Genomic DNA, 23363 nt, shown 5'->3' on the forward strand with positions numbered 1-23363 from the left:
CATAATGTAAGGGGCCGCGGATAGCCTAATAGCAAGATCAACGAGAGGCTGATGATTATGCGAAACAGAAGGTTAGGAAGCGTCATCGCAATGATGGTATTCATTTTTGGCTTAACCGGATGCGCCTGGCAGGATCAGCTGACTGCCGAAGAAGCGTTTAACCGTGCTTTGTCGGGGCTGTCGGGCATCGATAATTTCTCTTTTCGAGGAGAAACGGCGATTCGGAGCGGAGAAACAGGACCGTTTGAGGAAAGCCTAGCGTTTGAAGGGAATCTGCGGCATCATTCCGACCTGACCTTATCTTCAAAAGAGAGAAGCACCGTCATAAAGAATGACAAGATGTCCGCCGAATCGGCATATAAATCGAATGAACTTACCGTGACGCTCAAGCGAAAGGATGGCAAGTGGAGGACGCTTTCGTCGGAGCATGCCGGGGGAATGTGGATGAACCGGTTAAATCCGCTGGAATTGCTGGAGTACATGGGCAAGTCGGAGAAGACCGTAACCCAGGAACTGGGGGCCGCAAGAGGAACGAAGGTGCTGCGTGTCGAGCTGTCGCCCGAGGCGGCTGCCCATATGGTGGACGAGTCGCTGGATGAGCAGATGAAGGCGTTGGCTGAGCGGATTGAACGCAAAGGCGACCCGTTATACAGCGACGATCCGAAGGTTCGCAAGCGGCTGAAGGAAATCTGGGAAAGGGACTACCATGAAATGAAAAACATGCTGAATGAGGCGGATGCCGTTTCGGTCTGTCATGTAACCATTAACAGAAAAAGCCAGTTGCCTACCAAGATGACCATGGAGCGCAGGTTATCCTTTGTGGACGAACAAGGCAAAGCACGTACCGAAACACTGCTGTCGGATGTTACGTTTACCGGTTATTGAGCCATTAAAAATTTTTTCACGATGAGCGCTGACGCGAGGCTGCCCGGCGTGCTACAATAATATAAATTTACCGCTGTTCAATTTATACAATAGGGAACAGTCATCATAAGGAGGATAAGACATATGCGTGATCCCAGAATTCAAAAATTGGCTCAGAATCTCGTGAACTACTCCGTGGATATGCAGCCAGGGGAAAATGTGCTCATCGAAATGATCGGATCGGAGCGCGATCTGCTGAATGCCATTATCGAGGAGGTCTCGAAGGGAGGCGGCCGCCCGTTCGTGCAATTGACGGATCGTACGGTCCAGCGCGCGATGTTGAAGAACGCAAATAAGGAGCAGCTTGAGCTGTGGGCAGAGCTGGATCTTGAACGCATGAAAAAAATGGATTGTTACATCGGCATCCGCGCAGGCGAGAACGTCAACGATATGGCTGACGTGCCCGAAGAGAACATGAAGCTGTACAATGCCCTTTACTCGCATCCCGTACATAGCGAAGAGCGCGTGAAGCGCACCAAATGGGTGGTTCTCCGTTACCCGAACGCCAGCATGGCGCAGCTTGCCAACACCAGCACGGAGGCCTTTGAGGATTTCTACTTCGATGTGTGCAATCTGGATTACTCCAAAATGGACCGCGCCCAGGATCCTTTGGCCGAGCTGATGAGGAATACCGACAAGGTTCGCATCGTGGGACCGGGAACGGACCTCAGCTTCTCGATCAAAAACATCGGCGCGGAAAAGTGCTCCGGCCAGAAGAACATTCCGGATGGCGAGGTGTACACCGCGCCCGTTCGTGACTCGGTTAACGGGACGATCGCTTACAACACCCCGACTCTTTACAATGGAGTCACCTTCGAAAATATTAAATTCCGCTTTGAAAACGGGAAAATCGTCGAAGCAACAGGGAGCGACACGAAGCGGCTGAACGAGATCCTGGATTCGGATGAGGGTGCGCGGTACATCGGCGAATTTGCCATCGGCTTCAACCCGTACATTTTGACACCGATGAAGGATATTCTCTTCGATGAGAAAATTGCAGGAAGCCTGCATTTTACGCCTGGCCAAGCATATGATGTAACAGACAACGGCAACCGATCCTCCATTCACTGGGATCTCGTTTTGATCCAGCGTCCGGAGTACGGCGGCGGGGAAATCTACTTTGATGATCGCCTGATCCGCAAGGATGGCCTATTCGTTATTCCAGAACTGGAAGCATTAAATCCGGAAAATCTTAAATAGATTGGAAAAAATGTTGCATAAGAAAACGGATTCAATGTATCATGAAGGTGCAGTGATGAGCTTTATTCAGATCCTAAAGTTACGGAGGGATTCGTATGTCCAATAACAATCAATCTATCGTAGAAATTTCGCAAACAGCCAGCCAGTTCACATCCTCCATCGTTTTGCAGGCGGAGAACAAGTACATTGATGTTAAGAGCATCCTGGGTCTGTTCACAACGCTTGTCAACAGCCAAAGCTATGAACTGCATGTACATGGTCCTGATGCCGATGAAGCCAAAAAAGCAATGATCGACGTATTCACCAAGCATGGCTTGAACGTATCCGTCGTGGCTGAATAACATTCGCCAAAAACACCCTTTCAATCCATGGAAGGGTGTTTTTTCGTAGAGAAGGGGTCTATTTTGTTCAGGTCCTTGTATTGAGAAACGATTTCGACTAATATTAAAGATAGTAACTGTGCTGTGATTTTTGACATAGGGGGGAAGATCATGACTTCATCTGATTTACAGGAACAGCTGAATCTCAAAGCGATCAGTCTTCTTCATGAAGATGCAGATAAAATCCTAAAGCTTATTGAAGTACAGATGGAGAATCTGGCGACCCGTTATTGCCCTCTCTATGAGGAAGTGCTGGATACCCAAATGTACGGTTTTTCAAAAGAGGTTGATTTCGCGGTGCGGGCCGGGCTTCTTCCGGAAAGTACGGGAAAGCAGCTGATCAGCAAGCTTGAACGCAATCTGGCGGTCCTGTACGAAGCCATGAATCAATCCAAATAGCCTGTACTCGTACAGGCGCATACATAGAGAAACGCATGTCGCGCTCCCGCGACATGCGTTTTTTTCTAGCTTTTCGATTAGATTTGAATCCGTGGCAATCACCGCTTCCAAGGTTTATACGAGGAAGAAGGAGACGCCCAGTATGACGTATACGGCGAGCAGCAGTAGGCCTTCATACCAGTTGGAGGCGCCGTCCTGCGTAATGGACCTGGCTATGAATACGGCGACGCCGATGGCGACCAGCTCCAGCGTGGTAAAGACGAGATCCATCGTATCCCCAAGGAAGAAGCTGATGAACACAAGCACGGGAGCAACGAACAGGGCGATCTGCAGGCTGCTGCCGACGGCAATTTCTACGGCCGCGCCGATTTTGTTCTTCATCGCAAGCATGATGGCAGCACTATGCTCTGCGGCGTTGCCGATAATCGCTACCAGGAAGGCCCCGATGAACAGCTCGCTGAGGCCATATTCGTGACTGATGGGCTCAAGCACCCCGACAAGCCATTCGCTGACAAACGCAACCATCACGGTGGCAATGACAAGGTACAGAATCGAGCGCTTCTTGGACCAAGTGGGACCGTGCTCGTGCGGGAGCGCATCCTGGTCGTGATCGTCGCTGACATCCGCCAAATAATTTTTATGGGTGATCATCGAGAATCCAAGCCATGCGATGTAGGCCACGATCAGAATTCCCGCCACAATGAGGCTGAGCGTCTTGGTTTCACCCTCCGTAATGGAGTGGGTATTCAGAAAGACCGCAGGGATGAACAGGGCGATAATGGCCAGCGTCATCAGGGATCCGTTCAGACCAGCCAGCGTCACATTGTATTTCTGGATTTTAAATTTGAGGCCCCCTGCAAACAGGCTTAGCCCGAGGACGAGCAGCAGGTTGCCGATAATGGAGCCGGTGATGCTGGCTTTCACCATGTCGTACAAACCTTCCTTAATCAGCAGGATGGCGATGATCAGCTCTGCCGCGTTGCCGAAGGTAGCGTTCAGGAATCCCCCGAGCCGTTGGCCGGCGTAATGCGCGACGCTTTCCGTTGCTTTGCCGAGAAAACCGGCGACAAAAATAACCGCGATGGCAGACAGAATGAATTGGAGCGTGAAGTTCCAATTCGCAAAATGTCCCAGCGCACTAAGCAAAAAGGTAAAGATCAGAAGCGCGGGATTGAGCCATTTCTTCATAACCGACACCTACCTTATGGTTTATGTACTGATGAGTACTTGCGAGCGAAAACGACGATTCTCGTATCGCTTTTTACAATATACCCAAATTTTTCGAAAAATTATCGTTCTTTTCAGAAGCGAGCATTTGCTTTTTAGGCCCGTTACCATTTACAATAACGGATAATGAGGTGAAGGAGGAAATGGCATGACGGAACAACTTCAACTGGATAACGGTTTGATTCGAATATCGGATGATGTCGTCTCGAAAATTGCCGGATTGGCTGCCTTGGAAACCCCAGGTATTGCAGCCATGTCCGGTGGATTGTCCGAGGGCTGGGCGAAGCGGCTGAGCGGCAAAAATGTGCAAAAGGGTGTTACGGTAGAAGTAGGGCAGCTGGAGGCAGCGATCGACCTGCGGATTATCGTGCTTTACGAGACGCCTATACATGAAGTGTGCCGCATGCTTCAACAGAATGTCCGCGAAGCTGTCGAGAGCATGACAGGGCTTCGCGTGGTTGAGGTCAACGTGAAGGTCGAAGGCGTAGCTTTCAAAGACGACGAAATCGACGATATTCAGCTTCGAGCCAAATAAGACGAACCTTGGGGGATCAGCCCCCGCTAATGATGAAAAAAATGAACAAAAAAGACTACACGGTTGCCCGGTAGTCTTTTTTAATTACGGATTTAACCTGCTCCTCTTTCATCGGACGGTTGCTGTCCCTGGATATGCTAAGCACGATGCCCATGCTCAGCATCATGACCAGCAGCGAGGAACCGCCGTAACTGATGAACGGGAGGGTAACGCCCGTAATCGGAATGGTATTGGTCACCCCGCCGATGTTGATGAAGGCCTGAATGGCGATAAGTCCCATGATGCCGACGCCGGTCAAGGTTCCGAACGGATCCGAGCAGCGAAGCGACACGATGATCCCCCGCAGGATGAAGTATAAATAGAGCAGCAGGAATATCGCGGTTCCGATAAAACCGAATTCTTCGCCGATGACCGAGAAGATGAAATCGTTGTAAGGATTCGGCAGATAATGCAGCTTCTGCACGCTCTCCCCGTAACCCGCTCCGGTAACGCCGCCCTGGCCGATGGCAATCAGCGATTGGACCAGATTGTAGCCCGTGTCCGATTCGTCATGGAACGGGTCCATGAATGCCTCGATTCGTCCCATCTTGTAGTTCTTGGAGGCCTGCTCCTGATCTCCGCCGGAGTTGAAGAGCGATCCGACGCCGAGCGTGAGCACCAGGCCAAGCGCAACAAGCGAGATACAGCCGAGAATATGCTTAAGGCTGGCGCCCCCCGCATAGATCAACAGCCCGCTGGTAGCCACGAGGATGAAGCAGGAGCCCAGGTCGGGCTGAAGCATGATCAGGCCAGCTACGATCCCTACAATAATGAGTACGGGGAAGAAACCGCCCTTCCATTGACGGATTCGTTCCCCTTTTTTGGTGATCAGCGCTGCCAGATAGACGATGGTCGCGATTTTGGCCAGTTCGGTCGGCTGGATGCCGAATTTCCCCAAATTAAACCAGCTTGTGGCGCCGTTGGTTGCGGAACCGATAATCACCACAAGAATCAGCAGCATCAAGGTTAGAAAAAACACCGGTATGAATAGCTTCTTGTATTTCTTATAGTTGATGTTCATGGCCACAAACATGACAAACGTGCCCAGAACCGCAAACGCGGCTTGCCGCTTCGTGAAGTGCAGCGGATCGTTATTGAATTTTTCATTGAAAACGGCCAAGCTGGAGCTGGAACTGAACACCATGATCAGTCCGAATCCCACCAACAGCAAGGTAAGGATCAGCAGTTGGAAATCAGGCGTCCCTCTCTTCGGCTGAGGTTTGGTCGTATTCATCGTGTTCGACCTTACGCTTCCAGAAGAGCTTTGAGCTCTTGAAGCTTCTTGGTGGCCACATTCATGACAGGCTGCGGAGCCATGGATTCATACTCGAGACCGTGCGGGAACGTGGCTTTACCCAGGTATACCGCTTCGATTTTGAGGATGGTGTCGGGTTTCTCCAGCTTGCCTTCAACAGCGCGGGTGTTAATGCGCAGGAAGTATTCAGCCTGATTTTTTTTATCTTCGATTTTCAAGTCGTATGTAGCGCGGTAGTATTCCCACTGCCAACGAATGAAGCCTACTTTCTCGGCACATTCATCGAGGTAAGCTAAATCGCTGTGCAATCCGTCCAAGCCTGTATTTTCGAAAATCATGTGGTCGTAACCCCCTTAATAGTCCTTGCAAAGTTCTTTAATATGATAGTATGTTTCAAGAACTTGTGCAAGCCTGTACCGCCCGTCACGCTTCAATTGAGACCATTTATCCAGATAAGATTTTGATAACGGCAAGCATTCTTCTTTTCTGTTAAAATAAATGCAAGTGAAAACGCTGTGAAATGTACGCTTTCCATCCTGGTGGTTATATATTCATAGGACTTCAATTCAAGCGAAGGGTGGATACGGCCTATGAACCGCGTCGTTTACCGCACGGAGTATTATGCAGTGGAAGAAAACGGGCAGAAGGAAATCGTCGTGATCGACCGGATTCCGGATTCGGCAGCGGTTGTGGCCGTCCATCAAGGGTGCCTGCTACTGGTATGCCAGCATCGGGAAGCGGTGAATGAGATCACCTGGGAGCTTCCCGGCGGAACGGTGAAGCCCGGCGAGGAACGCGCGTTTGCCGTTAAGCGGGAGCTTGAGGAAGAGGCAGGCGTGCAGTGCAAGGACCTGTCCTACATGGGCAGTGCTTATCCGATGGCTTCTCTGGCCAACCGGAACGTTTATTTTTATTTCACCGACGATTTGAAGGTGTCCGGGAGCCGGGAGTCGAATCAAGAGGAAGACGAAGACGTTAAAGCGGTGTGGGTCCCGCTCAGGGATGTATATCGCAAGATCAAGGAGGGCGGCCGGATGGATGCCATGGTTGGGCACGGACTGCTGCTGAGCAAACTCCACGGCTTTCTTGCGATCGATTGAGCCGCCAATAGCGGGGGAAGGATGATGAACTTGATGAAGGAAGCATTTTGGGATCAATGGTATCCACGGATGGTGGAGTGGCGGCGTCATTTACATATGCACCCGGAGCTTTCGTTCCAGGAGAAGGAAACTTCGGCATTTATAGCAGCCCGGCTGCAGGAGCTCGGTCTTGCGGTCAAGACCGGTGTTGGCGGGCATGGAGTTATAGGGACATTAAAAGGGGATAAACCCGGCAGGACGGTTGTGCTGCGGTCCGACATGGATGCGCTGCCGATCGAGGACGGCAAGAGCTGCGAATACAAATCCAGGGTGCAGGGAGTGATGCACGCTTGCGGGCATGACGGGCATGCCTCCATGCTGCTTGGAGCCGCCGCATATTACAGCACGTTCCCGGAAGAAATTCAGGGGGAGATTCGTTTTATGTTCCAGCCGGCGGAGGAAGTATGCCCCGGCGGCGCGGTGGAGATGATCAAGGACGGAGCGCTCGAAGGGGCCGACGTCGTCTATGGTCTGCACCTGTGGACGCCGTTACCTGTAGGCACCGCAGCGAGCGCGCCGGGTCCGCTGATGGCGGCGGCGGATGAGTTTTTCATTGACATTACGGGGCGCGGGGGGCATGGCGGCATGCCGCATGTGACGGCCGATGCCCTGGTTGCGGGGGCTGCGCTTGTCATGCAGCTTCAAACCATCGTAAGCCGCACCGTGGATCCGCTGCAGCCTTCCGTCGTTACGGTAGGGACGATGCAAGCCGGAACGGCGCAAAACGTCATAGCCTCCTCCTGCCGGATCACGGGGACGGTGCGCACGTTTGACGAACCTACCCGGGCGTTGATCCGGGAGCGGATCGAGCATATGACCCGGACGGTTTCCGAAACCTACGGCACAAAGGCGGCGGTTCGATATCTCGTCGGCTACCCTCCCGTGGTGAACGATGAAGCCGAAACCGCACGATTTTTCCGTACGGCACCCAAAGTGTTCGATGCGGATCAGGTCATCGTCTCGCCCAAACTGATGCCGGCGGAGGATTTCGCTTATTACTTGAAGGAAATTCCGGGCTGCTTCATTTTCGTTGGAGCCGGCAACCCCGACAAAGGGGCGATTTATCCGCATCATCATCCAATGTTCGACTTTGATGAAGATGCGATGCGCTACGGGGCGAAGCTGCTGGTCGAGATGGTGTCGAGCTATCAGAACGGGGAATAGACTTTCACAAAATCGCAATCTTCGCGCATGAACGCTCGTTATTTGGAAATCCTATTGATCATAGGGGAAGTTCAGATCCAGGACATGGATGTGGACTTCTTTTTTTTAAGATGACCGAATGTCACGAGGAGGAATAAGGGTGCACAACAAGCCTTGCATCGTCCAGCGCGATCGGACCATACTTCTTGAAACCGCCCATGCGGATGCGGAGGCTGCGCGCGAGCAGCTAGCCCAATATGCGGATTTGATCAAAAGTCCCGCGTCTTTTCATACATATCGCCTGACCCCTTTATCTTTATGGAACGCCGCTGCAGGGGGCATGTCGGCTGAAGCGATTTGCTCGAGCCTTCAGTCGTTGTCGCGTTGGGACGTGCCGGCCGCCCTGCTGGAAGAGGTTCGCCAGCTCGTTGGGCGTTACGGGCAGCTGTCGCTGCTCCCGCATCCAACGCTTGAACGTGCATTGCTGTTATCCAGCAATGAGGAAGCCCTGATGCAGGAGCTGACGTCCCATCGCTCCCTGAGGGAAATCGGCATCCGGTTGATTTCACCGAAGGAAGCAGAGGTGCCTTCGGACCGCCGCGGCGTGTTAAAGCAGGAGATGACCCGGCTCGGCTATCCTGTGCTGGACCACGCGGGATATATGGACGGGCAATACCTGAACATTCTTTGGCGGGGAGAAAAATCGGGCAGCTGGCGCCTTGAAGATTCGAACGGCGGATCCAACGATCAGCGCTTCGTGCTTCGCGACTATCAGCAGAAGGCTGCCGAATCCTTCAGGGATATTGGCGGCGAAGGCGGCAACGGAGTGCTGGTCCTGCCATGCGGGGCCGGGAAAACGGTCATTGGCATCGCCGCCATGCGCGAGCTGCAATGCGAGACGCTGATCCTCACTTCCAATACTACGTCGGTAAGGCAGTGGATCGCCGAGCTGATGCAGAAAACGACGCTGTCCGTGGATGAAATCGGCGAATACTCCGGTCAACGCAAACAGGTCAGGCCGGTGACGGTCGCTACCTACCACATCTTGACCCACCGGCAGGGCAAGGGGGAGGAGCAGCAGCATATGAAGCTGTTTAATGAACGGCGCTGGGGCTTGATCATTTATGACGAGGTTCATCTTCTTCCCGCACCGGTATTCCGCGCGACGGCCGACATCCAGGCGACCCGCAGGCTTGGCCTGACCGCCACTTTGGTTCGCGAGGATGGAAGGGAGAGCGACGTGTTCTCCCTGATCGGTCCCAAACGATATGAAATGCCGTGGAAAAGGCTGGAGGCACAAGGGTGGATTGCTTCGGTGACCTGCACGGAGATTAAGGTGCCGCTGCCGGACGAGATCAGAGAAGCCTGCGAAACGGCAAACAAAAGGGAGCAATATCGGCTGGCTGCCGAGAATCCCTCCAAACTTGATGTGATTCGGCAGCTCGTGGATGTCCACAAGGATGCGCAGACGCTCATCATTGGACAATACCTGGATCAGCTCCATGCCATTTCCAGGGAGCTGCAGGCCCCGCTCATCACGGGACAAATGACCCAGGATCAGCGCAACGAATGGTATAACGCCTTCAGGGAAGGAAACATACGCGTGCTTGTCGTATCGAAAGTGGCAAACTTCGCGGTCGATCTCCCCGATGCTTCCGTAGCGATCGAGGTTTCGGGCAGTTACGGCTCTCGGCAGGAGGAAGCGCAGCGGCTTGGACGTTTGCTGCGGCCGAAGTCAGGGGAGAATCGGGCTTATTTTTATGCATTGGTAACGGAGGACAGCCGGGAGGAGATCTTTGCGATCCGGCGACAGCTGTTTCTGATTGAGCAGGGGTACGAATATCACGCGATACATGCAAAGCAGCCGGCGGCCTCCCTGGATCTGATCGCGATGCGAAATCCCCGTTCTTATCAGCATCCCGACGGGAAGGAGGTCTCGTGGAGATGACGAGGCAGCAGGACATGGCGGACACGATGAGCCTGGAACGGCTCCTTCCGAAGGAGCGATCGGTCCTCTATCATATCTGGCGCCGCTTTGCCGGGCAGGGTTTCGATGACGACAAGCTGCGCTCATTGCGATTTCCCCGCTTGAGCGGCGTGGAGGCGCAGCTTGCCTTCATCTCCTTGAGACAACAGGGATGGGTGCGAGCGGTCAAGCGGGGTTGGGGCGAGAGGCTGTATTTCATTCCTTTTGACAAGCTGCAGATCCTCCTAGAAGGCTGTGGTCCTGTAGAGGCTCATGAAACAGGCTCCCTGCCTTCTGTATCCGTGAGGCTTCAGCAGGAAGCAAGAAGCGGCATAGCGATCGATATGTTCAATGTTCTCGTATATATGGCCAAGAACCGCGTATCGTTGACCGTAAAGGGGATTTTGCATAAGAAATGCATTCAGAAACTGGGGGGCGAGATCGCCTTAACGCCATACGATGTCGAAGGGCTCGCCCTTCACTATGATCATTCGGATGCGTACCCTCCACATGTCGCGATGGTGTTGGATCTGCTGTTTACGTTTGAGCTGGTGGTTGCAGAGCAGGGGGAACTCAAGCTGAACCGTACCTCATTGCGGCGTTGGCTTATGCTCTCCCGGGAAGCGATGGACCGGTCCGTCCTTCTTCACATGATGGAACGTTACATTCCGAACTCGGCCGAGTTTCAGCATTGGACTTGGCGGATATGTCACTCGTCGTTGTCCGGCGGGGTGTGGTACCGCGCCTGGCAGATGCCCGCTGCAGTCTCTGAGCCTTTGGAAGGAGGTGCATCCACCGGAAAAGAATTATTGCCGGAGGAAGCCGCTTCATGGCTCCGGTTATTAACCGGCTGCGGTTACACCGATTTGGGCGCCGATGACGATGGTCAATTCCTGTTCCGCTGGCGTGTGGCCCCCTCCTCCTTGCTGGATGGAAGCGAAGGGGCTGATACCGGATCATCGGGTCTGTTCATTCAGCCGGATTTTGACATTTTGATACCGCCCAATGTGCCGAATTCCGTTAAGTTTCAAGCTGCTTGCTACACGGAGCGGATTTTGGATGATGTGATGACGGTCTATCGCCTGACAAGGGATTCGGTGATTCAGGCGGCAAAAGCCGGAATGGAGCCGGACAGAATCGCGGCCTTTTTCTCGAAACATGCAGCCGCCGGAATGCCGGAGAACGTGCAATCTGCTTTATACCAATGGGGCAAGGAGATGGACAGGGCGGGCCTGAACGAGTCGCCTCGCTATGAAGAGGCTTTTCCGGAAGAGGATACGGAACTTGCGGGTACTGATGGAAATGACCGTTACCCTATGCAGTGGGGGAGTCGTAGCCGTCCCTCCTGCGGATTGATCCGCCCGGCACGAAGCGAGCTTGTACTTGAACCTGATGACACCCTGCCGGATCCATCGTCGATCATTCCCGATTTGAACCGGATTCCTGTCATGTGGACACGGGATTGGCGCTCTTACCACGGCTCGACGGCCAAACAAATGATGGAGCAGGCGCTGGAGCTGTCGGCCAAATTGGAGATTGCCGTGGATGGCAGCCGCATGGAATTCATTCCATTTCAAATCCTGCGTCAGCCGTGGAAAATTTCGGGTGCGTTATACGATCCGGATTCGGATAAGACGGGAGCCATCGTGGAGTTAGGCGAAGGGGAATGGAGGGAAATGCGGCTTGTGATTCCGTAAAAGCGTTTGAATTCCCCCTTCTTAAGATACGAGCGTTATGCTATGATGAAAGAGTCCACGATCAACACGCGGGCCAAATTTAATAGAAAAGCGGGATGAGTTCATGAGCGTATCGGAAATAAACACGGTCGATATGGCCGAGGTGCTCACCTATGCCTACGAAATAGGCGACATGATTAATGCTTCCGTCGAAGTGGCGGATTATCTATATTGGAAGCAGGCAGTTGAGAATGACCCCATGATTCAGGCTTTGGTCAGAAAGCTTGACTCGAAGAAGGAGTTGTTCGAAGAGACGCAGCGGTTCGGCCACTTTCACCCGAATTATCATTCGGCCAAGGATGAAGTAGCCGCGGTGGAAGCGGAACTGGAGGCTTTTGAGCCCGTAGCCCGGTTCAAGCAGGCGGAGAAGAATCTGGACGATCTGCTGCATTCCATGTCGGAGAGGATTGCTTTTTCGGTTTCGGAGAGCATCAAGGTTCCCGGCAATGACCCTCTTCCGAAGAAGGGGTGCGGCAGCGGAGGAGCCTGCTCGTGCGGATAAGGGGCATACATTAGAGATAGAGACGAAAGTGAGGCGAGGAGCTTAGGATGTTGGCTGAACGGACGGGTTTTATTATATGGGTCAGCGATGTTAAGGCAGCAAGGAATTTGGAGAAATACGGCAGCGTCCATTATATATCGCGCCGCATGCATTACGTTGTCATGTACGTCAACGCTGACCGTGCCGAAGAGACAATGAAGAACATCCGGAGATTGTCCTACGTTCGTAAGATCGAGCGCTCCTACCGGAACGAGATTAAGACAGAGTACAGCAGCAAGGGGCCGGATAAAGCCAAGTTTTACGGTCCCTAGCAGGATGTGCCTGCTCGAGAATCTGTGTAAATCGCATATCACGTATCTTGTAAGAATACGAGAAAAGCGTAAAGCGGCCCCTCCTGGGGCCGCTTTTTTTAAAGCCTTGGAAAGTATTAGCCTCGCAAGTCACGCATGAACTTCCAAAGATTATTTCGATTTGCGGCGATAGATTGGCATAAATCGGAAGGCATTTGATAAAATAGTATAAGTAAGGTACAATTTACATTTTAATGGGACCCATCATTCCATCCGGATTTGCACCTTCCGCACCAGGATGCAATTAGAGCTATTTCTAAATTTTCGGTGATTGTTCACAAGAAGCGAGGTTTCAATCTTGTGAATGACAGTGGAATGATGTAATATGTTGGGTATATATACATAGATACAAAGACCCATTTGGTGGAGAGTGATATTCCATGCGCGACAAAGGGACTGAGCGGTGGAGCACCTATGAGCCGTTTTATATTACGTTAAATGATAAAAAGGTAGCCGATATCGTGATTACCAATCATGCAAAGAGCCGTTATACGGACCGGGTGGAAGGCCATGACACCTCCCACGAGGAAATCGGTACTTGGATGTGGGAGTGCTTGAAGCAGGACCGGATCGTGCCGTATTACCGCAACGAACAGGATGTCTATCTGATCGACGACGACCTGGTGGTTGTGGCGGAGTTCTCGGAGCTGGAGCACGAACGCGATCTGATCGGCAACCCACTGCATCGGATGATCATTGTAACATTTTTGGGGCGTATGTCCGAAACCATTGAGCTTCGGGACCTGAAGTCTTATTACTCATGGCTTCGTCATTCGCGCCGCATGACGCTGATCAAGAACAGCCGCAAGCGTAAATAAAGAAATAAAGTCATGAAATGGCATGCGAGCGTAAGCGCGGATGTCTTTTTTTGTATGCGCTGCCGCGATCCGTTACAATATAAAACAAGAGCGGCAGCGAGAGGGGAACCGAAACGATGAATTTTCACCAGCTACATATCTTTTACACGGTGGCCGAGCGGGGGAGTTTTTCCGCTGCTGCGCAAGCGCTTCATATGAGCCAGCCGGCTGTGACGATGCAGGTGCAGGCGCTGGAGGAGTACTTTGGGACAAAGCTGCTCATCCGTTCCACCAAGCGCATGGAGTTATCCGAGGCCGGGAGGACGCTGCTCCCCTTTGCCCGCAGGAGCCTGGAGCTGTCGCAGGCCACGGACGCGGCCATGGCGGCTTTCTCGAACAAACTTCAGGGAAGGCTGCAGCTCGGGGCAAGCCTGACGATCGGGGAGTATGTGCTGCCGCGATTGCTGGGGCCCTTCGGCCGGGAGTACCCGGACATATCGATAATGCTCAAAGTGATGAACACTACGCAGATTCTCGAGGAAATCGCAAGCCATCAACTGAACTTCGGATTGATCGAGGCTCCGGTGGAACATCCGGACATGGTGCTGGATGCGGTCATGGAAGATGAGCTAAAACTGATCGTTCCTTCCAGCCATCCTTTAGCGCAAAGGGAAGATGCGATATATTTGAAGGATGTGCTGACGTATCCGTTTGTGCTGCGCGAGAAAGGTTCCGGCACCCGGAAGGTCATGGAGGACGTGCTGCTGGAGCGGGGGCACGATCCCGAGAGCATCCAGACGGTGATGGAGCTGGGGAGCACGGGAGCTGTCAAATCGGCGGTAGAGGAAGGACTCGGCATCACGATGCTGTCAACCTCTACGGTTAAGCACGAGACGGCGCTCGGGTTAGTCAAAATGATCGATATCGCGGATGCGTCATTTAAACGGAATTTCTATTCCATTCATTTGCGGTCGGCGCTCTTGCCGATGTCGGCGATGACGTTTTTGGCCTATTTAAGAGAGCGACGGCGTTAATGCAAGCATACCCGTATATACAACGAAAGGAGATTGAACGCCATGGATAAACTTGCGTCTCGAAAGGGCTGCGATCTTCATTCGCACACCCAGGCTTCGGATGGAATGAATACGCCTTCGGAGAACGTGCAGCTTGCCTATGAGCGGGGGCTGGGGGCTTTGGCCATTACGGATCATGATACCGTAGCCGGCATCGAGGAAGCGCTGCAAGCGGGAGAGCGCTTGAACATCATCGTGGTCCCCGGCGTAGAAATCAGCACCATGGCAGGCGGGACGGATATTCACGTCCTGGGCTATTACGTCGATCACCGGGACCCCGTGTTTCTGGAGCGGCTGGCAGCGCTTCGCCGCACCAGGGAGAAGCGCAATGAGAAGATCTTGGCTAAGCTTCGCGAGCTTGGCATCGAGCTTACGATGGAGGAAGTCATTGCGGTATTGGGGCGGCCGCTGGAGCCAGATGAGAGCATCGGACGCCCGCATATTGCGGATGCGCTGGTCCATAAAGGACATGCCCTGGATCTGCGGGATGCCTTCGACCGGTATCTCGCCCAGGGCGCTGCTGCCTATGTACCGCAGCCGCGGATCCATCCCAAGGAAGCCTGCGAATGGATCCGTGAAGCCGGCGGCGTGCCGGTGCTTGCGCACCCCGGACTCTACGGCGATGATGCGTTGGTCAGAACGGTCATTGAAGAGTCAGGGTTCAAGGGGATCGAAGTCTATCATTCGGACCATGGGGTATCGGAGGAGGAACGTTACTTGGCGATGGCCGAGGAGTACGGCTTCATCGTGACCGCCGGATCGGATTACCATGGACAGAGGCAAGGCCAGGTATTCCATGGGGATATCGGCAGCCGCCAGGTATCCACCCAGGTGCTGGACCAGCTCCAACAGGCGCGGGCAAGGACCTAAGACGGACGGAACGGTAAGAAAAACGGGTATCCCGGATGGTCATTTTGACCTTGCGGGGTACCCGTTTTTTTGGCTGAATGAAGATCTATCCGCGTCTTCCGTTCATTTTAATTGCGATTGTTTTTTACCGAATTGGGCATGGCCTTGATCAGCTGCTCGTCCGGCGTCACGAACAGCGTTTTCTGATTGTCGTAGATGACGAAGCCGGGTTTGGCTCCATTCGGCTTGCGGACGTGGCGAATGAGCGTATAGTCGACGGGCACGCTGCTTGATTCTTTGGCCTGACTGTAATAAGCCGCCAGCTGCGCCGCTTCCTGGAGCGTCGCGTCCCCGTACTCGCTGCTGCGGATGACCACATGGGAACCTGGGATATCCTTGGTGTGCAGCCATGTGTCGTTCGAGGAAGCGAGACGGTTGGTCACGTATTCGTTTTGAAGGTTGTTTTTGCCCACATAGAGCTCGACGCCTTCGGATGAAGTATAGACATGCAGCGTCGGCTTGTCGTTTTTCTTCTTTTTCTTCGTTTTGCGGCTGCGGTCTCTTAAATATCCCTGCTGGACCAATTCGTCCCTGATTTCATCGATGTCGTTCAAGGAAGCATGCGACAGCTGCTGCAGAAGATTCTCGATATAGTTGATCTCTTCACGGGTTTTGATTAACTGTTCATTGATGACCGCAAGGCTGTTCTTATACTTGTTGTACTTTTTGAAATAACGCTGGGCATTGTCCGATGGTGTCAGTAGCGGATCCAGCGGTATGGTGACGGTCGCCTGCTCTTCATCGTAGAAGTTGATCAGCTGGACTTCGCGGTCGCCCTTCTGAATCTGATGGAGCGAGGCGAAGAGAAGCTCGCCAAAAATCCGGTACCGATCGGCATCGCCGGCTTCCTCCAAATCTTTGTTCAGATTATCCAGCTTCTTGATGTTTTTGGTCCGTTCATTCTGCAGGAATCGGAGGAGGTCGCTGACCTTCTGTTTAACCGTGTCCCGCTGCGCCTTATCCCCGTAATAATCCTCCATGCATTGGCTGACGGATTCGTAGGTTCTGGTCTCGTCCGCAAGCAATGTCAGCGGTATGACGGAGAACACCGATTTGCCCTTGGCATTGACGCCTGTAATAGGCGTATATTGATGGCTGCGGACTTGCCCCATCACCTCATCGAATGCACGCCACAGGCTGCCGCAATCTTTTTCCCCTTCGTTTCCGCCAGGATGGCCTTCTCCTGCACGGTGGGCTATTTCCTGCGCTGCCAGCGGGCTCAGGCCGCTGAATGTACCGACCAGCCATGGGACGGCCGGCTCCTCGTTCACCAGGCAGGACTCCCGGAAAGCTTCCTGCCCAGTTTCGAGCGGGCTCCGCTTATGCTGCTCCGGCGGATCCGTGTAGGAAAATCCCGGCATGACCACGCGGTAGCTGCTGATGGCGGGCGTCACATGGTTGATGCCGTCCAGTATGGTATCGCTCGCGGGATCAAGCAGAATGATGTTGCTGTGTCTGCCCATCAGCTCCACGATGATTTTCTTGGAGGAAACATCCCCGAGCTCGTCGCGCTGGCGAATCGTCATATGGATGATCCGCTCCATGCCCACCTGCTGGATGTCCTCGATGATGCCGCTTTCGCAATGCTTGCGCAGAATCATGCAAAACATCGGCGCTTCGGCCGGATTGAGAAACGTTTCCTGCGTCAGATGCACCCTGGGATATGTGGGGTTTGCGGAGAGCAGCAGCTTGGCGTTTCCTTGCTGGGTGCGTATGTGAAACACGATGTCCCGATCGTTCGGTTGATATATTTTATTGATTCGTGCGCCCCGGCAGGCTTGAAGCTCATGCACGATCGCGCGCGTGACAATGCCGTCTAGTGCCATCCTTCATTCTCCTATCTGTCTGTTACCCTTCCTAATCGTACTTCTCTATGATGCCATATTTCCCTTAAAAACTTAAGGCCCCTTCTGTGATAATTCAGGACCTGTCCGAATACATTTACGTAGAAAGGGTGGAAAAGCTGTCATCCGCCGGAACTTGCAAAACCAACCGGGAGGGAAAGGAAGCATGGAACAAAAGCAATGGCACCAGATGGACACGGATGAATTGCAGCAAGTACTGCAGATGCATCCGGAGCAGGGCCTCACGGAAGAGGAAGCCGGGGAGAGACGAAAAAAAAGTGGCTACAACGAGCTCTCCGAGGGCGTTAAAATTTCTCCATTTGTTCTGTTCTTGAATCAATTTAAGGATTTCATGATGCTGGTGCTTCTTGGAGCCACCCTGGTATCCGGCCTGCTGGGCGAGTATCTGGATGCCGTCACGATCGTCGCCATCATCCTGATCAACGGGATCCTTGGTTTCATCCAGGAATTTAAGGCGGAGCGGTCGCTTCGGGCCTTGAAGCAGCTGTCCGCGCCGACCTCCAAGGTCATCCGGGACGGCAAGGTGGTGCAGCTAACGGCCAGAGAACTCGTACCTGGCGATGTCATTCTCGTCGAGAGCGGAGACCGTATCCCGGCCGACGTTCGCTGGCTGGAGATCAACAGCTGCAGCGTCGAGGAGTCCGCCTTGACCGGCGAGTCCCTGCCGGTAAATAAGCATGCTGAGCCGATCCACGATGCGGAAGTTCCGCTGGGCGACCAGAAGAACATCGGGTTCATGGGAACGATGGTGGCCCGCGGCACGGGTAAAGGCGTTGTCATCCGGACCGGAATGGATACGGAGATGGGCAAAATCGCCGATTTGATCCAAAACACGGAATCCCAGGAGACGCCGCTGCAGCATCGCCTGGAGCAGCTGGGCAAAATTCTGATCGCCGTGTCGTTGGGGCTGACGGTCTTGGTCGTAGTCGCAGGCATTCTGCATGGACAGCCTGCAGCAGGGATGTTCTTCGCAGGGGTCAGCCTCGCCGTAGCGGCCATTCCCGAAGGGCTGCCGGCCATCGTCACGATTGCGCTATCCCTCGGCGTGCAGCGCATGATCAAGCGCAAAGCGATCGTGCGCAAGCTGCCATCCGTGGAGACGCTGGGCTGCGCATCCGTGATCTGTTCGGATAAAACGGGGACGCTCACGCAGAATAAAATGACCGTGACCCAGGTTTGGCTGGGAGGACGTACGCTGGAAGTGACCGGGCACGGGTATGACCCGACGGGTCAGATCCTCCACAGAGGCAAGCCTGTCGAGCTGAGATCCGATCAGGGGCTTCGCAGACTGCTGCAAATCAGCGGGCTGTGCAACAATGCGGAGATCTATGAGAATGTGCAGGAGGAAGCCCGGAGCAAGCGCAAGGGCAAGGAGGAGCCGGCAGCAGCTGCTTGGGAGTTAAAAGGGGACCCGACAGAAGGAGCGCTGCTGACGCTGTCGTCCAAAATGGGATTGACGAAGGGCAGCCTGAACTCCATCTACCAAAGAGACAAAGAGTTTCCTTTCGATTCGGAGCGGAAGCTGATGTCCGTCATCGTCAGCCATCAGGGCGGACGATTGCTCTGCACGAAGGGCGCACCGGACGTCCTGCTGGACGCCTGTGCTTATATCATGTGGGACGGGAACGTCGTGCCGCTGACCTCCACGCTCCGCCAGAAGGTGCTGGCCGCCAATGAAGGCATGGCTTCCAACGCGCTGCGCGTGCTTGGTTTGGCTTATCGGGATTTGCGTTCCTATGATAAGCCGGAAACGGAGAAAGAGGCCGAGAGCCAGCTTATCTTTGTGGGGCTGGCCGGAATGATCGATCCGCCGCGCCGTGAAGTGCGCGACGCGATTGCGACTTGCCGCCGCGCCGGAATCAAGACCGTCATGATCACGGGCGACCATCGGACAACGGCGGAAGCGATCGCGGCCCAGCTCGGGATCCTGCCAAGGAACGGTCTGTCGCTATCGGGACAGGAGTTATCCCGAATGGACGACAAGGAGCTGGATGCGAGGGTGGATCAAACCTTCGTTTATGCCCGCGTCTCTCCCGAGCACAAGCTTCGCATCGTGAAATCGCTCCAGCGGAAGGGGCATGTGGTTGCCATGACGGGGGACGGCGTGAACGATGCACCGGCCATCAAAGCCTCGGATATCGGGATTGCCATGGGCATTACCGGCACGGACGTAACGAAGGAAGCGTCGTCGCTGGTGCTCAGTGACGATAATTTCTCCACGATTGTTTCGGCGATTGAGGAGGGGCGCAGCATTTATGAAAATATCCGCAAATTCATCCGCTATTTGCTGGCCTCCAATGTCGGCGAGATTCTGACGATGTTTTTTGCGATGATGATGGGACTGCCGTTACCGCTCGTTCCGATCCAGATTTTATGGGTAAACCTTGTCACCGACGGGCTCCCTGCCATGGCGCTCGGGGTGGACCAGCCGGAGAAGGACCTGATGGAGCACAAGCCGCGGGGGGCCAAGGAAAATATTTTCGCCAGACGCCTAGGCTGGAAAATCATCAGCCGCGGCATCTTGATCGGCCTGTGCACGCTCGGCGCATTTTGGGTCACGCTGCGCATCGCGCCGAATGATCCGGCGCAGCTGGCCAAGGCGCAGTCCGTTGCCTTTGCTACCCTCGTCATGGCTCAGCTGATCCATGTGTTCGACTGTCGCAGCTCGCGCTCGATTTTCCATCGGAACCCGCTTCAGAACAAAGCATTGGTTCTGGCCGTGCTGTCCTCGGTATTGCTGATGCTCGGCGTCATGTACATCGAGGCGTTCCAGCCGATCTTCAAGACGGTTCCGCTTGGCCTGAAAGAGTGGGCATTGACACTCGTCGCCGCCGGCATTCCTACCTTCCTGATGGGGGCCGGAAGCGTGTGGGGCGGCAGACGGAACCGCAACCGGAACCGCCGCAGCATGATGACGAAGAGTGCAAATATTTCGGCGTAAAATGAATGGATAGCCCATCACCTCTGCGATATGCTAAGCACAAGCGTAGCAATTGCAGAGGAGATGGGTTTTGATGATGGAATTTACGAAAATGCATGGATTGGGCAACGACTTCGTTGTCGTATACGGCGAACGGGAACTTCCATCCGATGCATCCGAATTGGCCGTGAAGCTGTGCAATCGCTTCTTCGGCATCGGTGCTGACGGACTTGTATATATTTTGCCTTCCGCGAAGGCTGATTTCATGATGCGGATTATGAATTCGGACGGTTCCGAAGCGGAGCAGTGCGGCAACGCCATCCGCTGCGTCGCGAAATATGTGTACGATCATGGCCATATCGACCGCGAGGAGATTACCATAGAAACCATCGGAGCCGGCGTGCAGCAAGTGCGTCTTACGGTGCAGGACGGTCAAGTAAGCAGCGTAAGGGTCGATATGGGCGAACCGGTCCTGAATGGACTTAGCGTGCCGACCTTGGTCGATCTCAATCCGGTGGTGAATCATCCCGTTGAAGTGGACGGCCGGGAATTCCGATTCACTGCCGTTTCCATGGGCAATCCGCACTGCGTCATTTATGTGGACGATGCGGTGAACTTTGATCTCGGCGTATGGGGTCCTAAGCTTGAGGTGCACCCGCTCTTTCCGAGAAAGATCAACGTGGAGTTTGCAACGGTGAATTCACGCGGTCAAGTGGACATGCGGGTATGGGAGCGCGGCGCGGGGCCGACCCTGGCCTGCGGCACCGGCGCCTGCGCGACGCTGGTATCCTCCGTGCTGAACGGGGCCACAGACCGCAGCGCGACGATCTCGCTTAAGGGCGGGGACCTGTTCATCGAGTGGGATGAGCTTGATAACCATGTGTACATGACGGGACCGGCCGAGGTTGTATACAAAGGGAAGTTGGCAATTTAGGGCATCCGCTGGCCGCTTCTCTTACTCCGGCAGTTGAAAAAAACAGCATGTTCATAAGTTTGTCCTGCAGGGACGGACACGGTAGGGAGGCCTTCGAAGGCCTCCCTTTTGTCTCTTTATCTTTGCAGAGGTTTTATGATACATTAGTTGAAAATAAACGTCGGGTGGAGGAGAAAACGCGATGAAACCGAATCTTCGGCAGGCATGGGAGAATCAGGTACTGGTCGGTGACGGCGCGATGGGTACTTATTTATATCAAAAAGGATTTCCTGTAGGCATTTCATATGAAGAACTGAATTTAACCTCTCCGGAGGTCATCGGGAACGTTCATCGCCAGTATGTTGAGGCTGGTGCACAGGTCATCGAGACCAACACGTTCTCAGCCAATTATGACAAGCTGTCCAAATACGGCTTGGAGGCGAGGGTAGGAGAGATCAACCGCGCAGGCGTGAGAATTGCGCGTGAAGCCGCCGGCGATCAAGGATATGTGGTTGGAGCGGTCGGCTCCATTCGGGCAGGCAAAAGAAGCAATATTTCCACGAGCGAGCTCAAGCGTTACTTCGAAGAGCAGCTGTCCGTACTCATCTCCGAAGGCGTTGACGGCATCCTGCTCGAGACGTTCTACGACGTGGATGAAATGCAATTGGCTTTGGCGCAGGCACGGATGCTGAGCGACCTGCCGGTGATCTGCCAGTTCGCGGTGGAGGATATTGCCCGCACGCTGGACGGCTTCACGATGCCGGATGCATACCGCATATTGAGCCATGAAGGCGCGGACGTGATCGGGTTTAACTGCCGGACGGGGCCGAACGGCATCATGCGCGCGCTGGAAACCCTGAACGGCATCATGAATCTTCCGGCTTCGGTCTACCCGAATGCGGGAATCGCCGATTATGTGGACGGGGAATACCGGTATGGCGCGAGTCCCGAGTATTTCGGGAAAACGGCCCTGGAGTTTGCGGATCGCGGCGCCCGCATTATCGGCGGCTGCTGCGGGACGACGCCGGAGCATATCGCGGAAATTTCCTCGGCGCTATCCGGCTACGTTCCTTCGCCGCTCCCTGCCGTCGAAGAGGCGGAGATCAACCGGATCGTGATTCACGAAACCGCCCAGGAGCAATTCTACGAGCGCAGCGGGGAGCCGACGATTGTCGATATCGTAAAGGAACGGCATACGGTTATCGTGGAGCTGGACCCTCCGAGGGATTTGGATATCACCAAGTTCATGAAAGGCGCGGAAGCTTTGAAAAAAGCGGGAGCCGATGCGCTGACCCTTGCGGATAACTCGCTGGCCGTAACCCGCATGAGCAACATGGCTCTCGGCCATCTGGTACAAGCACGCACGGGACTGCGGCCGCTGATCCACATTGCTTGCCGCGACCGGAACCTGATCGGGACGCAGTCGCACATGATGGGCTTCGACGCGCTCGGCATCGACCATGTGCTTGCGGTGACGGGGGATCCGGCCCGTTTTGGGGATTTGCCGGATTCCAGCTCGGTTTACGACATGACCTCGTTTGAAATCATTCGGATGATCAAGCAGCTGAACGACGGCATTGCTTTCTCCGGAAAGCCGCTGAAACAAAAAGCCAAATTCGTTGTCGGGGCAGCGTTCAATCCAAATGTAAGGCATCTGGACAAAGCGGTTGCCCGCTTGGAGAAGAAGATTGCTTCGGGCGCCGATTACGTCATGACGCAGCCCGTTTACGATCCCGAGTTAATGGTTAGGCTTCGGGAAGCGACGGCGCATCTGGATATTCCAATCTTCATCGGCATCATGCCGCTGGCAAGCGGGCGCAATGCCGAGTATTTGCACAATGAGGTGCCGGGCATTCAGCTGTCGGACGAAGTCCGCAGCCGCATGGCGGGACTTGAAGGCGAAGCGGGCCGGGCGATGGGCGTCAAGATCGGCAAGGAGCTGCTGGATGTTGCGACAGAGCATTTTAACGGCATCTATTTGATGACGCCGTTTATGTTCTATGAAATGAGCGTACAATTAATGGAGTACGTCTGGGAGAAATCGGGCCGCCGATTGACCCCCTTGTTTCATTAATAATTATCAATTACAAT

Annotated in this window: 21 protein-coding genes; 17 read left to right on the plus strand and 4 right to left on the minus strand. The window is 54.1% G+C overall.

Translation table 11 applies throughout. The annotated features are described in order from the left end of the window. Positions 1 to 90: 90 nt before the first annotated feature. The 4 genes from GYMC10_RS09630 to GYMC10_RS09645 all read left to right on the plus strand — a co-directional run bounded on the left by GYMC10_RS09630 (position 91) and on the right by GYMC10_RS09645 (position 2903). Positions 91 to 885, plus strand: coding sequence for a hypothetical protein (locus GYMC10_RS09630; RefSeq protein WP_261979650.1), 795 nt, complete (start codon positions 91 to 93; stop codon positions 883 to 885). Positions 886 to 1008: 123 nt separating this feature from the next. Next, positions 1009 to 2124, plus strand: coding sequence for an aminopeptidase (locus GYMC10_RS09635; RefSeq protein WP_015734316.1), 1116 nt, complete (start codon positions 1009 to 1011; stop codon positions 2122 to 2124). Positions 2125 to 2219: 95 nt separating this feature from the next. Continuing rightward, positions 2220 to 2465, plus strand: coding sequence for an HPr family phosphocarrier protein (locus GYMC10_RS09640; RefSeq protein WP_009589671.1), 246 nt, complete (start codon positions 2220 to 2222; stop codon positions 2463 to 2465). 150 nt (positions 2466 to 2615) lie between these two features. Then, complete coding sequence (locus tag GYMC10_RS09645) at positions 2616 to 2903, plus strand: YlaN family protein (RefSeq protein ID WP_009589686.1); 288 nt, start codon at positions 2616 to 2618, stop codon at positions 2901 to 2903. Between the two features lie 114 nt (positions 2904 to 3017). Here the strand turns inward: GYMC10_RS09645 and cax are convergent, their stop codons facing one another. Further along, on the minus strand, positions 3018 to 4091 hold the full coding sequence (cax, locus tag GYMC10_RS09650; protein WP_015734317.1) for a calcium/proton exchanger: 1074 nt from the start codon (positions 4089 to 4091) through the stop codon (positions 3018 to 3020). A 187-nt stretch (positions 4092 to 4278) separates the two neighbouring features. Here cax and GYMC10_RS09655 point away from each other — a divergent pair, with 187 nt between their 5' ends. Next, positions 4279 to 4665: an Asp23/Gls24 family envelope stress response protein gene (locus tag GYMC10_RS09655; protein WP_009589611.1), complete on the plus strand. Its 387-nt coding sequence runs from the start codon at positions 4279 to 4281 to the stop codon at positions 4663 to 4665. 55 nt (positions 4666 to 4720) lie between these two features. On the opposite strand, the gene ftsW is transcribed toward GYMC10_RS09655, so the two are convergent. Beyond that, positions 4721 to 5938 carry a putative lipid II flippase FtsW gene (gene ftsW, locus GYMC10_RS09660; RefSeq protein WP_009589615.1) on the minus strand — a complete coding sequence of 406 codons (1218 nt, stop codon included), beginning with the start codon at positions 5936 to 5938 and terminating at the stop codon, positions 4721 to 4723. A gap of 11 nt (positions 5939 to 5949) precedes the next feature. Next, positions 5950 to 6297: a YugN family protein gene (locus GYMC10_RS09665; RefSeq protein WP_009589628.1), complete on the minus strand. Its 348-nt coding sequence runs from the start codon at positions 6295 to 6297 to the stop codon at positions 5950 to 5952. A gap of 252 nt (positions 6298 to 6549) precedes the next feature. Here GYMC10_RS09665 and GYMC10_RS09670 point away from each other — a divergent pair, with 252 nt between their 5' ends. The 9 genes from GYMC10_RS09670 to GYMC10_RS09710 all read left to right on the plus strand — a co-directional run bounded on the left by GYMC10_RS09670 (position 6550) and on the right by GYMC10_RS09710 (position 15535). Further along, positions 6550 to 7059 (plus strand): NUDIX hydrolase, encoded by a 510-nt coding sequence (locus GYMC10_RS09670; RefSeq protein ID WP_015734318.1) that lies wholly within the window; start codon positions 6550 to 6552, stop codon positions 7057 to 7059. Between the two features lie 24 nt (positions 7060 to 7083). After that, positions 7084 to 8262: a M20 family metallopeptidase gene (locus tag GYMC10_RS09675; protein ID WP_015734319.1), complete on the plus strand. Its 1179-nt coding sequence runs from the start codon at positions 7084 to 7086 to the stop codon at positions 8260 to 8262. A 118-nt stretch (positions 8263 to 8380) separates the two neighbouring features. Next, the gene (locus GYMC10_RS09680) at positions 8381 to 10189 is read left to right on the plus strand and encodes a DNA repair helicase XPB (RefSeq protein ID WP_261979654.1); all 1809 of its coding nucleotides are present in this window, start codon (positions 8381 to 8383) and stop codon (positions 10187 to 10189) included. Further along, entirely contained in the window at positions 10186 to 11904 is a 1719-nt protein-coding gene (locus GYMC10_RS09685; protein ID WP_015734321.1) for a helicase-associated domain-containing protein, read from the plus strand. Before GYMC10_RS09680 ends, GYMC10_RS09685 begins: the two co-directional genes overlap by 4 nt. A gap of 103 nt (positions 11905 to 12007) precedes the next feature. Then, a complete protein-coding gene (locus tag GYMC10_RS09690; RefSeq protein WP_015734322.1) occupies positions 12008 to 12445 on the plus strand; it encodes a YlbF family regulator in 438 nt (145 codons plus the stop codon). A 47-nt stretch (positions 12446 to 12492) separates the two neighbouring features. Next, positions 12493 to 12756 (plus strand): YlbG family protein, encoded by a 264-nt coding sequence (locus GYMC10_RS09695; protein ID WP_006209210.1) that lies wholly within the window; start codon positions 12493 to 12495, stop codon positions 12754 to 12756. A gap of 419 nt (positions 12757 to 13175) precedes the next feature. Beyond that, the gene (locus tag GYMC10_RS09700; protein WP_009589660.1) at positions 13176 to 13613 is read left to right on the plus strand and encodes a hypothetical protein; all 438 of its coding nucleotides are present in this window, start codon (positions 13176 to 13178) and stop codon (positions 13611 to 13613) included. A 116-nt stretch (positions 13614 to 13729) separates the two neighbouring features. Further along, positions 13730 to 14626, plus strand: coding sequence for a selenium metabolism-associated LysR family transcriptional regulator (locus GYMC10_RS09705; RefSeq protein ID WP_015734323.1), 897 nt, complete (start codon positions 13730 to 13732; stop codon positions 14624 to 14626). Between the two features lie 42 nt (positions 14627 to 14668). Next, complete coding sequence (locus GYMC10_RS09710; RefSeq protein WP_015734324.1) at positions 14669 to 15535, plus strand: PHP domain-containing protein; 867 nt, start codon at positions 14669 to 14671, stop codon at positions 15533 to 15535. A 107-nt stretch (positions 15536 to 15642) separates the two neighbouring features. Here the strand turns inward: GYMC10_RS09710 and GYMC10_RS09715 are convergent, their stop codons facing one another. Next, complete coding sequence (locus tag GYMC10_RS09715) at positions 15643 to 17400, minus strand: NFACT family protein (RefSeq protein WP_015734325.1); 1758 nt, start codon at positions 17398 to 17400, stop codon at positions 15643 to 15645. A gap of 184 nt (positions 17401 to 17584) precedes the next feature. Here GYMC10_RS09715 and GYMC10_RS09720 point away from each other — a divergent pair, with 184 nt between their 5' ends. From GYMC10_RS09720 to GYMC10_RS09730, 3 genes are all read left to right on the plus strand, one after another. Further along, positions 17585 to 20380 carry a calcium-translocating P-type ATPase, SERCA-type gene (locus GYMC10_RS09720; protein WP_015734326.1) on the plus strand — a complete coding sequence of 932 codons (2796 nt, stop codon included), beginning with the start codon at positions 17585 to 17587 and terminating at the stop codon, positions 20378 to 20380. A gap of 76 nt (positions 20381 to 20456) precedes the next feature. Next, positions 20457 to 21293 (plus strand): diaminopimelate epimerase, encoded by an 837-nt coding sequence (gene dapF / locus GYMC10_RS09725; RefSeq protein WP_036666168.1) that lies wholly within the window; start codon positions 20457 to 20459, stop codon positions 21291 to 21293. Positions 21294 to 21474: 181 nt separating this feature from the next. Next, on the plus strand, positions 21475 to 23346 hold the full coding sequence (locus GYMC10_RS09730; protein ID WP_015734328.1) for a bifunctional homocysteine S-methyltransferase/methylenetetrahydrofolate reductase: 1872 nt from the start codon (positions 21475 to 21477) through the stop codon (positions 23344 to 23346). Positions 23347 to 23363 lie beyond the last annotated feature (17 nt).

It is taken from the genome of Paenibacillus sp. Y412MC10 (genome assembly GCF_000024685.1).
Taxonomy (GTDB): Bacteria; Bacillota; Bacilli; order Paenibacillales; family Paenibacillaceae; genus Paenibacillus_AQ; species Paenibacillus_AQ lautus_A.